This is a genomic window from Nonomuraea sp. NPDC050556 (assembly GCF_044457355.1).
GTDB lineage: Bacteria > Actinomycetota > Actinomycetes > Streptosporangiales > Streptosporangiaceae > Nonomuraea.
Genome location: NZ_JBITGU010000001.1, coordinates 639,187 through 652,581, shown reverse-complemented (window position 1 = coordinate 652,581; position 13,395 = coordinate 639,187). Strand labels below are relative to the sequence as shown.

18 protein-coding genes are annotated in these 13,395 nt (G+C 70.3%); 7 read left to right on the top strand and 11 right to left on the bottom strand.

Features of this window, described 5'->3' with window-relative positions; all coding sequences use genetic code 11:
* Nucleotide 1: 1 nt before the first annotated feature.
* From ACIBG8_RS03325 to ACIBG8_RS03290, 8 genes are all read right to left on the bottom strand, one after another.
* Nucleotides 2–394, bottom strand: a complete 393-nt coding sequence (locus ACIBG8_RS03325; RefSeq protein ID WP_397340851.1) for a hypothetical protein — start codon at nt 392–394, stop codon at nt 2–4.
* 65 nt (nt 395–459) lie between these two features.
* A complete protein-coding gene (locus ACIBG8_RS03320; protein ID WP_397340850.1) occupies nt 460–921 on the bottom strand; it encodes a hypothetical protein in 462 nt (153 codons plus the stop codon).
* An 11-nt stretch (nt 922–932) separates the two neighbouring features.
* A complete protein-coding gene (locus tag ACIBG8_RS03315; RefSeq protein ID WP_397340849.1) occupies nt 933–1,427 on the bottom strand; it encodes a hypothetical protein in 495 nt (164 codons plus the stop codon).
* Between the two features lie 38 nt (nt 1,428–1,465).
* On the bottom strand, nt 1,466–2,614 hold the full coding sequence (locus tag ACIBG8_RS03310) for a sensor histidine kinase (RefSeq protein WP_397340848.1): 1,149 nt from the start codon (nt 2,612–2,614) through the stop codon (nt 1,466–1,468).
* The gene (locus ACIBG8_RS03305; protein ID WP_397340847.1) at nt 2,611–3,234 is read right to left on the bottom strand and encodes a LuxR C-terminal-related transcriptional regulator; all 624 of its coding nucleotides are present in this window, start codon (nt 3,232–3,234) and stop codon (nt 2,611–2,613) included. Before ACIBG8_RS03305 ends, ACIBG8_RS03310 begins: the two co-directional genes overlap by 4 nt.
* Nucleotides 3,235–3,292: 58 nt before the next feature.
* A complete protein-coding gene (locus ACIBG8_RS03300; RefSeq protein WP_397340846.1) occupies nt 3,293–3,727 on the bottom strand; it encodes a GNAT family N-acetyltransferase in 435 nt (144 codons plus the stop codon).
* Nucleotides 3,728–3,742: 15 nt separating this feature from the next.
* Nucleotides 3,743–4,696: an NADP-dependent oxidoreductase gene (locus tag ACIBG8_RS03295; RefSeq protein ID WP_397340845.1), complete on the bottom strand. Its 954-nt coding sequence runs from the start codon at nt 4,694–4,696 to the stop codon at nt 3,743–3,745.
* Between the two features lie 82 nt (nt 4,697–4,778).
* Nucleotides 4,779–6,239, bottom strand: a complete 1,461-nt coding sequence (locus ACIBG8_RS03290; RefSeq protein ID WP_397340844.1) for a protein kinase — start codon at nt 6,237–6,239, stop codon at nt 4,779–4,781.
* 54 nt (nt 6,240–6,293) lie between these two features.
* On the opposite strand from ACIBG8_RS03290, the gene ACIBG8_RS03285 reads away from it, so the two are divergent.
* Nucleotides 6,294–7,337: an ArsR/SmtB family transcription factor gene (locus ACIBG8_RS03285; protein WP_397340843.1), complete on the top strand. Its 1,044-nt coding sequence runs from the start codon at nt 6,294–6,296 to the stop codon at nt 7,335–7,337.
* A gap of 174 nt (nt 7,338–7,511) precedes the next feature.
* Nucleotides 7,512–7,658: a hypothetical protein gene (locus ACIBG8_RS03280; RefSeq protein WP_397340842.1), complete on the top strand. Its 147-nt coding sequence runs from the start codon at nt 7,512–7,514 to the stop codon at nt 7,656–7,658.
* Here ACIBG8_RS03280 and ACIBG8_RS03275 read toward each other — a convergent pair.
* Nucleotides 7,655–8,125, bottom strand: a complete 471-nt coding sequence (locus ACIBG8_RS03275; protein ID WP_397340841.1) for a winged helix-turn-helix transcriptional regulator — start codon at nt 8,123–8,125, stop codon at nt 7,655–7,657. The two genes, ACIBG8_RS03280 and ACIBG8_RS03275, sit on opposite strands and share 4 nt — an antisense overlap.
* Nucleotides 8,126–8,213: 88 nt before the next feature.
* Between ACIBG8_RS03275 and ACIBG8_RS03270 the strand changes: the two genes are divergently transcribed.
* On the top strand, nt 8,214–9,566 hold the full coding sequence (locus ACIBG8_RS03270) for an MFS transporter (protein WP_397340840.1): 1,353 nt from the start codon (nt 8,214–8,216) through the stop codon (nt 9,564–9,566).
* Here ACIBG8_RS03270 and ACIBG8_RS03265 read toward each other — a convergent pair.
* Nucleotides 9,520–10,593 (bottom strand): sensor histidine kinase, encoded by a 1,074-nt coding sequence (locus ACIBG8_RS03265; RefSeq protein WP_397340839.1) that lies wholly within the window; start codon nt 10,591–10,593, stop codon nt 9,520–9,522. The two genes, ACIBG8_RS03270 and ACIBG8_RS03265, sit on opposite strands and share 47 nt — an antisense overlap.
* 10 nt (nt 10,594–10,603) lie before the next feature.
* Nucleotides 10,604–11,281 (bottom strand): response regulator transcription factor, encoded by a 678-nt coding sequence (locus ACIBG8_RS03260; RefSeq protein ID WP_397340838.1) that lies wholly within the window; start codon nt 11,279–11,281, stop codon nt 10,604–10,606.
* Between the two features lie 86 nt (nt 11,282–11,367).
* On the opposite strand from ACIBG8_RS03260, the gene ACIBG8_RS03255 reads away from it, so the two are divergent.
* From ACIBG8_RS03255 to ACIBG8_RS03240, 4 genes are all read left to right on the top strand, one after another.
* Nucleotides 11,368–11,916: a M15 family metallopeptidase gene (locus tag ACIBG8_RS03255; protein ID WP_397340837.1), complete on the top strand. Its 549-nt coding sequence runs from the start codon at nt 11,368–11,370 to the stop codon at nt 11,914–11,916.
* Between the two features lie 70 nt (nt 11,917–11,986).
* A complete protein-coding gene (locus ACIBG8_RS03250; protein ID WP_397340836.1) occupies nt 11,987–12,592 on the top strand; it encodes a dihydrofolate reductase family protein in 606 nt (201 codons plus the stop codon).
* A gap of 19 nt (nt 12,593–12,611) precedes the next feature.
* Nucleotides 12,612–12,821, top strand: a complete 210-nt coding sequence (locus tag ACIBG8_RS03245) for a hypothetical protein (RefSeq protein WP_397340835.1) — start codon at nt 12,612–12,614, stop codon at nt 12,819–12,821.
* The gene (locus ACIBG8_RS03240; protein ID WP_397340834.1) at nt 12,818–13,393 is read left to right on the top strand and encodes a hypothetical protein; all 576 of its coding nucleotides are present in this window, start codon (nt 12,818–12,820) and stop codon (nt 13,391–13,393) included. Before ACIBG8_RS03245 ends, ACIBG8_RS03240 begins: the two co-directional genes overlap by 4 nt.
* Nucleotides 13,394–13,395 lie beyond the last annotated feature (2 nt).

The following is a 13,395-nucleotide window of genomic DNA, read 5'->3' as shown; positions in this document are numbered from 1 at the left end:
CCTATGAACTGCGGGCGATGTTCGCCAGATGCCGGATCGTGACCCCCCACCAGACCAGGCCGATCAGGCCGCCGCCCACCGCACCGAGCCAGCCCCAGCCATGGCTGAGGCCGACGACGATGCCCGTTGCCGCTCCGATGGCCACGCAGAGCAGCAGGAGCGCGGCGACCTGCCAGCCGCCCTCGGACCCCTTCGAGTAGACGTAGGTGAGAGTGCTCATGGCGAACAGGTATCCCAGAGCGAAGTGGATCAGGGCGCCGACCACGATGCCGCCGAGGGCGACCACCCAGAGATTGTCCGTCCATGCGTTCAGCGCGAGGAACGAGACAATCAGAGGGAAGGCGCCGAAGAGGCGGGCGACGAAGGCTACGACCGGCTGGGGCGAGGAAGCCATGGACGCAAGATAGGCCTGGCGACTGGTGGCGTAAAGATCACATACCCCTCGCCTGCGTGAGCCGGCTACCAGGTGAGGTAGGGGCTGAACTGGAAGGCGTAACCGATATACCTTCCCTGGTAGTAGGCGTCGACGTTGAGGTAGGTCTCGTACTTGTGACCGCCCTTGGGGTTCATCACCCCCGACTCGTAGCGCTTGTACCAGGCGTTCGCCCGCGCATCGGGAGTGCAGTCGATCTGCCTCCCGCCGACGTATCCGTCGACGGTGTCGGTGATGTGAATCGTGACCGTGCAGTTCGTCCAGAGCCCGGGGTTGGCGGCCGCGAACTTCACGTAACCGTCTCCCGTGAGGTAGTTGATGCCGCTTGCGCTGATACAGGCCTGGACGGCGAACTGGGAGTCACCAGGCCCGGTGAACGCCGACCAAGTGGAGCAGCCACCACCCGACGCGGCGGCCGCCGGAGCTACAGGCAGGAATACGGCTCCGCCCACCATCATGATCGAAAGGAGCAGGTGCTTGTGTCGCATGGAATCCTCCTTCAGATCCACTCGGTGCAGGCGTATCTGGTCCAGCTGCCCGCTGTGCTGCGGCCCTCGGCGGGCACATCCACGCACACCATGACCTCGGCCTCGGGGGCGTACAGCATGGTGGTGCGGAGGCGGGTGCCCGGGATCTCGTTGGCGGAGACGCGGCGGGGCGGCTGGGCCAGGCCGATCTCTGGGACGTCGCCGATCTCCTCGCGGTAGATCGACACCTTGTACTGCCCGGCCACCGTGGGGTCGAAGGCGCCCCAGTTGGTGGAGCACTTGGGGCCCCAGAACACCCTCAGCACCCCTCGGTCGGTGGTGATCTTGGCGCCTTCCTTCCTGGGCACGTAGGAGCCGACGTTGCAGCCGGTGGTGGAGGCCAGCTTGGCGTCGCAGTCGTAGCCCTGGCAGCGGGGCTCGGCGGCTGAGGCGGGCGAGGACAGGGTCGCGGTCATTCCGGCCATCACCAGGAGGACGGCGGCGGCCTGGGCGAGGGATCGTTTCATGTGGATCAGTGTCCGCAGCGGATCTCCGTACCCAACAGTCATGAAATATCGGGACACAGGGGGACACGGAGCTCCACTAACGTGCCCTCTCCCGGCGCGGACTCCACCACCGTGGTTCCGCCGATCTCGGCTACTCGGCCCTCGATCGACTCGCGCAACCCCACTCCCCCGCCCCGCGAGGCGAACCCCACGCCGTGGTCCAGCACCCCGACCACGATGTGGTCGCCCTCCACCCGCGCACGCACCACGGCCTGCCCGGTGCCCGCGTGCTTGCGCACGTTGGTCAGCGCCTCGCGCACCGCGCCGGACAGCGCCTCCACGGTGGCCACGGGCAACACCGCACCGGAGGCACGCAGCCCGGCCGCGTTGAGGTCCACCGCAAGCCCGGCGACGATGGCCTGCTCCACGACCTCCTCCAGGGACGCGGTCAGGTTGCTGCCCGAGCTGTCGTGGTCGCCGCGCACGTAGCCGCGCAGCCAGCGGGCCTCGGCGGCGACGTGCGCGCGGACCTGCTCGTCGGCGAGCCATCCGTCGCGGACCAGCGCCTCCATCGTCTGGAGCACCCGGTCGTGCAGGATGCGCCCGTTGCGGGTGCGTTCCCGCTCGGCGGCCAGCCGGGCGACCTGCTCGCGGGTCTCGTCCAGCTCCGCGGCGTTGCGGCGCAGCTGGGTCGCGATGAACCACGCGATGGCGGAGTCGACCCAGAAGCCGATCGTGTGCGGCACCGCGCCCAGCCAGAAGAAGCCGCTCCAGGCCTGCATGTACAGGTAGGCCACCACCAGCGGGACGGTGGCGGCCAGGGCCGCTCGAAGGGTACGGAATGCCGTCCCGATGCCGATGGAGACCAGCAACATGTAGGGCAGCACGAAATCGGGCCCCGAGCCTTTGACGGCGGTGCCCGCGACCACGGTCATCGCCGTCGCGGTCGCCGCGGTCAGCACGGAGTCGGCCGTGATCACCCAGGCGGGCGGCACCCTCCGGCGCCGCCAGGTGAGGAACACCACCAGCGCGCTCTCCAGGCCGAGTACGGCAAGCGCGGGCGCGAACCCCGGCACCTGCCTGCGCAGCCCGCTGTCGCCCACGAAGTTGAGCGCGATGACCTCGGCGAAGGCGGCGAACCGGAAGAGCATGACCGTCCAGGCCAGCGCGCTCTCGGTACGCCGGCGCGCCTCCCCGGACCCGGTCACCTCCCCCGCTCGATCCGGCGCAGCGCGGCGGCGATCAGCTGGGCCTTGTTGTCCACCTGCAGCTTGCGGCGGATGCGTTCGATGTGGGTGTCCACGGTCGACTTCTTGATGCCCATGCGCCGGGCGATCTGGTCGTAGGTGAACCCCTGCGCGATGTAGGCGAGCGTCTCCTCCTCGCGCGGCGCCAGCCGTACGGCAGGCTCAGGGTCGGGCGCCGGGGCGGCCAGTTGCGCGTGCAGGATGTCGGCGAGGCCGGCCGACAGGTAGAAGCCGCGGGCGGCGACGGTGCGCAGCGCGGTGGTCATGAGCTCGGCGGGGTCGCTCTTGGTCACGTACCCTCTGGCCCCTGCCCGGATGGCCTGGGTCAGGTCGTACGGCTTGGCGGAGGCGGACATCACCAGCACGTTGTAGAGCGGCGACAGCTCCGCGATGGCGGTCAGGCAGGGCTCGTCGACGCCGAGGTAGAGGTCGAGGATGAGCACGTCCAGGTCGGTCCGGCCGTCCAGGATGCCGGGGTCACGGCCGCTGAGCACCACTTCGAACTCGGTGGTGCTGTGCAGGAGGTGTTCCAGGCCGTGGCGGATGAGATCGTGATCGTCGACGACCGCGATCTTGATCATGTCCCACTCCCGCATGTGCCAGCCTGACCCGCAAGATGATCTCATGCCAAGTCCCCTTTTAGGGGGACAAGTAGTGGTGGAGCAGGGCAGGCTCACCGGCCGCGTTCAGCCAGGTGGCCCGGGTGCTGGCCACCCTGCGCCAGCCTGACCGTTCGTAGAGCCTGATGGCGGCCGCGCCCTCGGACGAGACCTCGAGCTCGAGCGGACCTCGTGCGGCGGCCCGGACGCTGTCGAGGAGCCGGACGGCCACGCCCCGCCCGCGAGCGGCGGGGGTGACGAACAGGCGGCTGACCTTCGTGGCGCGGGTCAGGGCGACGTGGCCGAGCACGGTCTCGCCCTCGACCGCTATCCAGGCTCCGGCCAGGCCGTCCGGCGTCAGCCACGCGCCGGGGTCCTGCGGCCAGTCGACCGGATACCGGTCGGCGGCCTGGACCTCGGCGAGGGCCTCGATACAGGCGGGCAGGTCTTCTGGGGTGCGGGGGCGGATCTTCACGCGGGCAGAGCCTCCTTAGGGTCTGAGCACGATCTTGCCGTGGGTGTGCCGGCGTTCGAGCTCGGCGTACGCCTGGCGGACCTGCGTCAGCGGGTAGGCGTTGGCGATCGGGACTTCGAGGTGCCCGTCGGCGATCAGGGCGGCCAGCTCGGCAAGCACCTCGGCGCCCGGTCTGGGGTTGGGTCCGGGTTCGGTCCTGACTCCGTACTTGGCGGCTGCCGCGAAGTCGGCGATGGTGTCGATCCGTCCGACCGCTACGCCGAGGGCGAGGGCCAGTTCGACGTACCCGCCGCCGTGGGTGTCGATGAAGGCATCGACGCCGCCCGGTGCGGCGGCCCTGATCCGGTCTTCGACGCCGTCACCATAGGCGACCGGGATCACACCGTGCCTTCGCAGCCACTCGTGGTTGTGCTGGCTCGCCAGGCCGATGACCGTGGCTCCGGTACGGCGAGCGAGCTGAACGGCGAGCGAGCCGACTCCTCCGGCCGCTGCGGAAACGACGACGGTCTCCCCGCTGTCGAGCCGCATGGAATCCACCGCCCGCCACGCCGTCACCCCGGCGACGTACAGGCCGCCGGCCACCTCCCACGGGACGCCGTCCGGTTTGGGGGTGAGGTTGTCGACGTCGACCAGGACCAGCTCGGCCTGGGAGGCCCGCTTCTCGGAGAACCCGATCACCTCGTCGCCGACCGAGAATCGGTCGGCTCCGGCGCCCACTTCGGCGACGACCCCGGCGAGGTCGCTGCCCTGCCCGGAGGGAAAGGTCGAGGGAAAGATGGCGGCCATCGCGCCGGTGCGAATGGCCGCCTCACCGGGGTTGATGCCTGCGGCCTTGACCCGCACGAGGACCTGCCCGCCCGCGGGCACCGGCCGGTCGACCTCGTCGACCCGCAACACCTCGATTCCGCCGAACTCATCGTATCTCACTGCTTTTGCGCCGGTCACCGGCGTGATCGTCGGTCCACTCATGCCGTCGATCATGTTGCCGACTCGGGTGGGGCGTCCAAGACAGGTCGGGTGAGCGGCGATACCGCACGGGTATTGTCCCTGGTCAGTTACCCTTGCACGTCTGGCCGTCGGCCGTCACGTCGCGGGCCTCGGGGTACTTCCACCGGCAGGCGTCCGTCCAGGTGACGTCAAGGGTTCCCGGCGTGTCCGCCGGGGAGTTCCAGGCGGGCAGGGAGCAGGTGTGGGTGCCGTCCGAGTTGTTCTGGAACATCAGATAGCCCTTGGACTTGCAGTAGCCCTCGAGATCACCGGTGTCGACCGTGCCCACCGTGGCGGGCTCCTGGGCCGTCTTGCTGGGCTCCGGCGCCTTCGTCGTCGCCTTGGTCGTCGGCTTGTTCGTCGCCTTCGTCGACTGCCGGGGTTCCGTGGTCGGCTGCTGCGCCTGGCTGCTGCGCGACGGCTTCACCGTCGGGTGCGGGGTGGATCGGCTCCGGGAGGGCTTGGGAGTGGAATGTCCGGGCGTGGGCTTCTTGCTGGGCGATGCGGATGAGCTCGATGACGTGGACGCCAGGGTCGGCGTGGGCGAGGGCGAGAACGGCGCGGATCCGGCCACTGGCGGCGTCGCGCCCCGGTCCGCCTGGGTGATCCCGGGCGACAGGATGACGTACCCGACTCCGGCGGTGATCAGCGCCGCCGCCGCGACCGCTGCCACGGGCACCCAGCGTCGGCGGGTCGCCGTGACGGCCGGTGGCGCCGCCGTACCACGCAAATGCTCGACCACCTGGGCGGCGGTGGGCCGCAGGGCGGGGTCCTTGGCCAGGCACGCCTGGACGAGGCCGCGCAGCCGGTCGTCGAGCCTGCTGAGGTCCGGCTCGCCGTGCAGCGTCGCCCGCACGACCGCGGCGCCCGAGTCGCCGTCGAAGGCCCGCGTGCCGTTGGCGGCGTAGACCATGGTCGCGCCCCACGCGAACAGGTCGGCCGCCGGGCCCACGTCACCACCGGTGATCATCTCGGGAGCCATGTAGCCGGGGGTGCCCATCGGGCGGCTGGTGTCCTGCGGCACGCTGAGGTCGAGGGCCCGGGAGATCCCGAAGTCGATCACCACGGGCCCGTCGGGGCCGAGCAGGACGTTGCTCGGCTTGAAGTCCAGGTGGACGACCCCGGCATGATGGATGGCGGCCAGCGCGGTGGCGGTGTTGATCGCCAGCCGTTCCAGGGCGGGAACGCTCCGGGGCCCGGACTGCTGGACCGACTGCTGTAACGACGGTCCCTCGACGTACTCGGTGACGATGAAGGGCCACCTGCCCGCCACGCCCGCGTCGAGCACCCGCGCCGCGCTGAACGGCGCCACGCGTTTGGCGGTCTCGAACTCGCTGAGGAACCGGCGCTGCGCCCGGTCGTCGGTGAGCAGGTGGAGATGCAGCAGCTTGACCGCCACCTGGTGACCCTCGGCCGACCTCCCCGCGAAGACCGTGCCCTGACCTCCGGCCCCGATCCTGCCCACCAGCGTGTAAGCACCGATGGACCGTGGATCCTCCGGCAGCAGGTCACCTATCTCCGACACCCGGCCTCCCTCGATAAACCGCGGCAAGATCGTACCAATCGGAGATAAGCGGACATGTCTAGACTGGGGGTGTCGATCATCGAGCTGCCCTCGAGCACGCTGGCGCGCGTCCGGTTCCGCTGGTCGATGCTCAGCGAGATCCCGGCGAGCCTGAAGGTGTCCCACCGGCCGGGCCGTCCGCCGTGGATCGCCAAGTGGTGGCACGACGTGAGCCCGCACCTGCCGCCGGCGCCGTTGCGGCTGCTGCGCGAGCTGGCCCCCACGCAGCCCGGCTCCACCAGCCCCGACTTCTTCTACGGCGCGCCGTCCCGGCACCGGCCGGCGGCTGGAGCGAGCCTGGCGGAGGAGCTGCACGCGATGGTGAGCGCCACCGACGCCCAGCAGGTCCACGACGAGCTGCGGCACGCGGCGGTCGGCGACCCGGAGGCCGGTATCCCCGCCGTTCCCCGCCCGCTGTCGCTCGCGCTGCTGGAGCGCGACGCGGACGTCTACCTGCGGACGGTTGCCGACGCCATGGACCTCTACTGGCGGGTCGCGATCCAGCCGTACTGGGGGGCTTTGCGCTCGGGGCTGGAGCGGGAGCTCGACGTGCGCGGCAGGCAGCTCGCCTGTCACGGGGTGGCTGCGACCCTGGCCTCGCTGTCGCCCCGCATCCGACTACACGAGCGCGACGACCGCTCCCAGCTCGTCGTCAACGGGGTACGGTGCCGGACCGTGCGCCGGCACCGCACCGCCACGCACGGCCTGGACGTCACCGCCTCCGCCTTCCTCTACGACACCCCGATCACCGGGCCCGACATCTCGGGCACCGAGGACTGCTACTACCCCGCCGGGCAGCTCGGCGCCATCTGGCAGCCCGCGCGCACGGCTGCCGGATTCGGGCTGGCCGACCTGCTCGGGGCCGTGCGGGCGGCGCTGCTCGCGGACCTGCGGGCGGCCGCGACCACGGCAGAGCTTGCCGTACGGCATGGCCTGGCTCGCTCGACGGTCTCCTACCACCTGACCGTCCTGCACCAGAACGGGCTGGTGGTACGGCGGCGCGACGGACGGCACGTGCTCTACCAGCGCACAGCGGCGGGCGACGCGCTCACCGGCTGAGGATTCGAGCCGGGTCGAATTCATCGCCACCCATCGCGAAATCGGCTGCCATGGACGCATGTCACACCACGCAAGGAAAGACACGTCCTGGCCGATCGCGACCGGCGGGGGCCGGGGCGGCGACACTACCGCCCCGCGCGAGCCAGAGACGACCGATCTGGAAGGGGAATCCTCATGAACCGCTTCACCCTGGCTCTCGCGCTCGTCGCAGCGGCCGGACTGACCTCAGCGCCGGCCGTCACCCGGCCGACCGGCCCGCCCGTCTGCTGCGTCACCGCCAGTGACCTGACCCCCAACCCGGGGGTGTGGGAGGGCCACTAGGGGTTGCGGCGGACGCCTACCTGCTCCAGGTCGAGGCGGGCGCCGGTGTCGCTGCGGAGCTCGACCTGCACCGGCGCTCCCGTGCCGTGCTCGACGTGGAGGATCGCCGGGTGCCCGTCCTGGAGGTACTTGTCGCCCCACTGGATCAGCGCGAGCACCGCCGGGAGCAGGTCGCGGCCCATGTCGGTGAGGACGTACTCGTACCTGGTACGGCTGTCGCCCTCCCGATAGGGCTGCTTGCTCAGCAGACCGGCGTCGGTGAGACGGCGTAGCTGCTCCGCCGCGACCCGGTCGGTGATGCCGACCCGGTCGACGAACCCGCTGAACCGGGTCGTGCCGTAGAAGGCCTCCCGCAGGATCAGCAACGTCGACCGGGTCCCGACCACCTCCAGGGCTTTGACCAGCGAGCAGGTGACCGGCTTCCACGAGCCGAGATCGGCGAGCGAGCCTTCCATGACAGCGGACATGGACCCGATGGTATCCGACTCTGACCTGAGTCATGTACAGTCAGCGCGTCCTGGCTATACAAATCTCCAGTCAGATAGGTGGGGTCCTGTGAGAGAGGTTGCGGTACGCAGCCGGACGATCGTGTTCGTCCTGTGTACAGCCGCGTTCATGGCGACGCTCGACGTCTTCGTGGTCAACGTGGCCTTCACCGACATCGGCAGGAGCTATTCCGCCTCGTCGCTGTCGGACCTGAGCTGGGTGCTCAACGCCTACACGATCGCCTACGCCGCGCTGCTGATCCCGGCGGGGCGCATGGCCGACCGCCATGGGCGGAAGGCGGGGTTCCTGCTGGGCCTGACGGTGTTCACCCTGGCCAGCGTCGCCTGCGCGGCCGCCCCTTCGCTGTGGTGGCTGGTGGCGTTCCGGGTGTTACAGGCGGCCGGGGCAGCGGCGCTCACGCCGACGAGCCTGGCCCTGCTGCTGACGGCGCTGGCGCCGCACCAGCGGGCCGGGGCGGTCAAGGTGTGGGCGATCACGAGCTCCTTCGCCGCCGCGGTCGGTCCCGTGGTCGGCGGGGCGCTGCTGCAGGTGTCGTGGCAGTGGATCTTCCTGATCAACCTGCCGGTCGGCATCCTGGCCTTCGTCGGGGCCGCGCGATTGGTGCCGGACTCGCGCGACGAGACGGTCACCCGTACGCCCGACCTGCTGGGCGTGGGGGTGTTCGCGGTCGCGATCGGGGCGCTCGCGCTCGGGCTGGTCAAGGACGGCGCGTGGATCGCTTTCGTGGTGGCGGCGCTCGGCCTGGTGGCTTTCGCCGTACGCATCGTCCGGCATCCGGTTCCGGTGGTGGATCCGGCGTTGCTGCGGGTGCCGACGTTCGTGTGGGCGAACGTCACCGCGCTGCTGTTCTGCGTGGCGTTCGGCGCGGTGTTTCCGAGCGTCGTGCTGTGGCTGGAGAACGTCGCCGGTTTCTCCACGCTCGCCACCGGTTTCGCCATCGTCCCCGGGCCTTTGATGGTGCCGCTGTTCGCCGCCGTCGGCCAGCGGCTGAGCAGGGCGATCCCCGTGAGAGTGGTCACCGCCGTGGGAAACCTGCTGTTCAGCGGGGGTGCGGTACTGCTCGCCGTAAGCGCCTCCACCGACGTGGACTACCCGCTGCGCGTGCTCCCCGGATGGATGATCATCGGTGTGGGCATCGGACTGGCCCTGCCGAACATCATCGCCGCCGCCACCGCCGCCCTGCCCGCCGCGCAGGCCGCCACCGGCAGCGCGGTGGTCAACACCAGCCGCCAGCTCGGCTACGTGTTCGGCGTCGCCATCCTGGTCGCCATCCTCGGTGCGATCGACGTGCCCCACGACCGGGCGCTGGCCGCCTTCCAGCACGGCTGGTGGTTCATCGCCCTCACCGCCGCCCTCAGCGCGGCCACGGCCCTCGGTCTGACGCAGGCAGTTCGACGGTGATGCGGAGGCCTCCGGCCTGGCGGGGGGCGATGGTGAGCACTCCGTCGTGCGCCTGGACGATGCTCCTGACGATCGCCAGGCCGAGGCCCACCCCGACGTGGTCGTCCCGGATGCGTTCGGCGCCGCGCTGGAAAGGCTCGGTCAGGGTGGAGATCAGCTCCGGCGGGAGCCACTTGCCGGTGTTCTCCACCGTGAGCGTGACGGACCTGGGGTGTACGGCGGTGCTCACCCACACCGCCCCCTCGGCGGGCAGGTTGTGCACGATCGCGTTGTGCACGAGGTTCGTGGTCATCTGCAGCAGGAGCGCCTGCGACCCGACCGTCGGGGCGATGTCGCCGAAGGCCTCCAGGGTGATGCCGCGCTGCTCGGCCAGGGGGAGCAACGTCTCCGTCGCCTCCTCCACGGCCAGCGACAGGTCGACGTACCCGCGGGTGAACGACCGCCGGTCGGCGCGGCTGAGCAGGAGCAGCGCCTCGGTGAGGTCGATCGCCCTGGTGTTGACGGCGTGGAGGCGTTCGACGAGCTCGCCGGGGTCCCGGTTCGGGTCGTTGCGGGCCACTTCGAGCATGGCCTGCGAGATGGACAGCGGGGTGCGCAACTCGTGCGAGGCGTTGGCCGCGAACCGCTGCTGCTCCGCGACATGGGCTTCGAGCCGGGCCAGCATCGTGTCGAAGGCGTCGGCGAGCTCGCGGAACTCGTCCTCGCTGCCCTCCAGGTGGATCCGGTGGGCGAGCGAACCCTCCGCGGCCATGCGGGTGGCGTGGGTGATGCGCGTCAGGGGCGCGAGCATGCGCCCGGCCAGCAGCCATCCGCCCACGAAGCCGAACAGCAGCAGGAACCCCAGCGCGGTAGCCGCCTTCGGGACGAAGGCGCGCACGAGGTCGGACTGGTTGGGAACCCTCATCTCCGTGACGATCACTTCGGGGACGTACCGCAGCAGGTACACCCACACCACCGCGAGCAGCAGCGCGCCCGCGAGCATGACGAACCCCGCGTAGCTGAGGGTGAGCTTGAGGCGGACGCTCATGCCTGGATCTCTACGCACGCTCGTCGTCCCCGCGGTCGATGCGGTACCCGACGCCGGGCACCGTGGCGATCACCCACGGCTCGCCGAGCCGCTTGCGCAGCGCCGAGACCGTGATGCGCACGGCGTTGGTGAACGGGTCGGCGTTCTCGTCCCACGCCCGTTCCAGCAGGTTCTCCGCGCTGACCACCCCGCCCTCCGCCGCCACGAGGACTTCGAGGACGGCGAACTGCTTCCTGGTCAGCGCGATGTACCGCCCGTCGCGGTAGACCTCGCGGCGGAACGGGTCCACTCGCAGGCCCGCGATCTCCCGCACCGGCGGCCTGCTGTAGCCGCGCCTGCGGTCGAGCGCCCTGAGCCTGAGCACGAGCTCCCTGAGCTCGAACGGCTTGGTGAGGTAGTCGTCGGCGCCGAGTTCGAACCCGGAGGCCTTGTCGTCGAGCCGGTCGGCGGCGGTGAGCATGAGGATCGGCATGCCGCTGCCCGAGGCGACGATGCGTTCGGCGATCTCGTCGCCGGAGGGGCCCGGGATGTCGCGGTCGAGCACGGCGATGTCGTAGGTGTTGACGCTCAGCATCTCCAGCGCGGTGTCGCCGTCTCCGGCGATGTCGGCCGCGATCGCCTCCAGGCGCAGCCCATCGCGGACGGCCTCTGCCAGATAGGGCTCGTCCTCAACGAGCAACACACGCATCCCACGATGCTACGAGCAGGAACATATCGCCGACGTATCGAAAACCTCATACGTGCCTGCAACACCGCAATTCCTTGACTGGAGGCATGACAAGGTTTCTGATCATCGCTCTGGCGGCCGTCATCGCGGCATTCGTCGGGGTCGTCGCGTATCAGTCAGTGTCGTCCTCGGCCGTTTCGCCCGGCGGCGCCGGGAAGGCCGACGGTGTGGTTCCCGATGGCGTGACGGTGTTCGACGACGAGTACCCCGCTGTTTCCAAGCTCGATCCGGCCCTTCTCAAGGCGGTACGGCGGGCCGCCAGGGACGCCGGGCGCTTCCGCATCGAGTTCCGGGTGAACAGCGGGTGGCGGTCGAAGAAGTACCAGAACCAGCTGCTGCGCGAGGCGATCTCGAAGTACGGTTCCGAGGCCGAGGCGGCGCGCTGGGTGGCCACCGCCGACACCTCCCTCCACGTGAAGGGCAAGGCGATCGACCTGGGCCCGTCCGAGGCGACGGCGTGGTTGTCGCGGTACGGCGCGCGTTACGGGTTGTGCCAGATCTACGACAACGAACCGTGGCACTACGAGCTGCGCCGCAAGGCCTGCCCGCCCAGGTACCCGGACCCCACGCACGACCCGAGACTGCAGGCTCACTAAGGCCCCGCGGAGGGGACCCTCCGTGTGGGAGGGCCCTTCTGCTGGGCGCTCTGGGCGATATTGTTCCGTCATGGGCAAGACGGTCTTGAGTTGCGCAGCCGTATCGCTGGACGGGTTCATCGCCGACGACCATGACGCGGTCGGCCCCCTCTTCGACTGGATCGGCAACGGGGACGTCACCTGGTCCTACCCCGGCAGCGAGGACGTCTACACCACCACGCAGGCGACGGCCGACTTCATGCGCACCCACTACCGGGACGTCGCCTGCGTCATCATGGGCCGCCGCCTGTTCGACCTGACCAACGGCTGGAACGGCCGGCCGGCCGCGGGTGAGCACGTCTTCGTGGTCACCCACCAGCCGCCCAAGGACTGGGAGTACGCGGACACGGCGCCGTTCACGTTCGTCGACAGCGTCGAGGCGGGCGTCGCCGCCGCGCACGACTTCGCCGGTGACCGGCTCATCGACGTGTGCGCGGGCCAGGTCGGCTCCCAGGCGCTGAAGCTCGGCCTCATCGACGAGATCGTGCTCAACGTCGTCCCGGTGGTGTTCGGCACCGGCCGCCCGTTCTTCGCCACCGGCCCGCTGGACGAGCCGATCAAACTCGGCAACCCCTCACAGATCGTCCCAGGAAACGGCGTGACCCACCTCGTCTACGACGTCAGTGCTCCACGGTGACCACGATCCACTCCAGCCCGTGAAAGACCTCGCCGGCCACCGGCCGGAGGCTGCCGTCGCGCAACCCTGCCTCCGGCGTTGCGATCCCACCAATGCCTGGACCGTGGAGGAGCCGGGCGCGCACGCCGGGCTGTCGCGCGCGTCGTTCGCGCGGCGGTTCACGGCGATCGCGGGGCGGCCGCCGCTGGCGTACCTGACGTGGTGGCGGTATCGCCGGGTGCCGGGATGAGGCATCACGACGCCGGGCGGTGGCTGGCGCAGTTCACGGTGCGGATCAGCGTCGTCTGCCCGCGGTGCGGCGGCCACGCGCTCGTCGTCAGCCGTCCCGGCCTCCCCGAGCCCACGTATTTCAGCGAGCTGATGTTCCAGCCCCGCCGCCTGGCCTGCGCGGGATGCGGCGCCACCGCCGACTGGACGCCGGAGGTGAAGGGAAAGGGGCTGGTCGGCGCGACCATGGGCGGCACGGAGGACCCGTTCTTCCGGCGGCCGCTGTGGTTGCAGACCCGCTGCCTGGGCCGGGTCCTCTGGGCGTACAACGAGGAGCACGTCGACGAGCTGGCCGCCTACGTGGGCGCCCTGCTGCGCGAACGCGGGCCGTACCGCCCGACGATGTCGATGCTCGCCCGGCTGCCGGTATGGATGAAACGGGCGGGCAACCGTACGGAGGTCCTGGCAGGGCTGGCAAGACTGCGCTCCCTGGCAGAACGCTCGTCGCCCGCCGACCGCTCCGACGCCGCACACGATCGCGGCGACCGCTCCCGCCACCGGCCGAGCATGTACTTCCGGGGCGGGCCGTACTAGAG

Coding starts and splice junctions, on each gene's coding strand:
- ACIBG8_RS03325 (WP_397340851.1), bottom strand. CDS start 394: ATGGCTTCCTCGCCCCAGCCGGTCGTAGCCTTCGTCGCCCGCCTCTTC.
- ACIBG8_RS03320 (WP_397340850.1), bottom strand. CDS start 921: ATGCGACACAAGCACCTGCTCCTTTCGATCATGATGGTGGGCGGAGCC.
- ACIBG8_RS03315 (WP_397340849.1), bottom strand. CDS start 1,427: ATGAAACGATCCCTCGCCCAGGCCGCCGCCGTCCTCCTGGTGATGGCC.
- ACIBG8_RS03305 (WP_397340847.1), bottom strand. CDS start 3,234: ATGATCAAGATCGCGGTCGTCGACGATCACGATCTCATCCGCCACGGC.
- ACIBG8_RS03295 (WP_397340845.1), bottom strand. CDS start 4,696: ATGAGTGGACCGACGATCACGCCGGTGACCGGCGCAAAAGCAGTGAGA.
- ACIBG8_RS03285 (WP_397340843.1), top strand. CDS start 6,294: ATGTCTAGACTGGGGGTGTCGATCATCGAGCTGCCCTCGAGCACGCTG.
- ACIBG8_RS03280 (WP_397340842.1), top strand. CDS start 7,512: ATGAACCGCTTCACCCTGGCTCTCGCGCTCGTCGCAGCGGCCGGACTG.
- ACIBG8_RS03275 (WP_397340841.1), bottom strand. CDS start 8,125: ATGTCCGCTGTCATGGAAGGCTCGCTCGCCGATCTCGGCTCGTGGAAG.
- ACIBG8_RS03265 (WP_397340839.1), bottom strand. CDS start 10,593: ATGAGCGTCCGCCTCAAGCTCACCCTCAGCTACGCGGGGTTCGTCATG.
- ACIBG8_RS03260 (WP_397340838.1), bottom strand. CDS start 11,281: ATGCGTGTGTTGCTCGTTGAGGACGAGCCCTATCTGGCAGAGGCCGTC.
- ACIBG8_RS03255 (WP_397340837.1), top strand. CDS start 11,368: ATGACAAGGTTTCTGATCATCGCTCTGGCGGCCGTCATCGCGGCATTC.
- ACIBG8_RS03250 (WP_397340836.1), top strand. CDS start 11,987: ATGGGCAAGACGGTCTTGAGTTGCGCAGCCGTATCGCTGGACGGGTTC.
- ACIBG8_RS03240 (WP_397340834.1), top strand. CDS start 12,818: ATGAGGCATCACGACGCCGGGCGGTGGCTGGCGCAGTTCACGGTGCGG.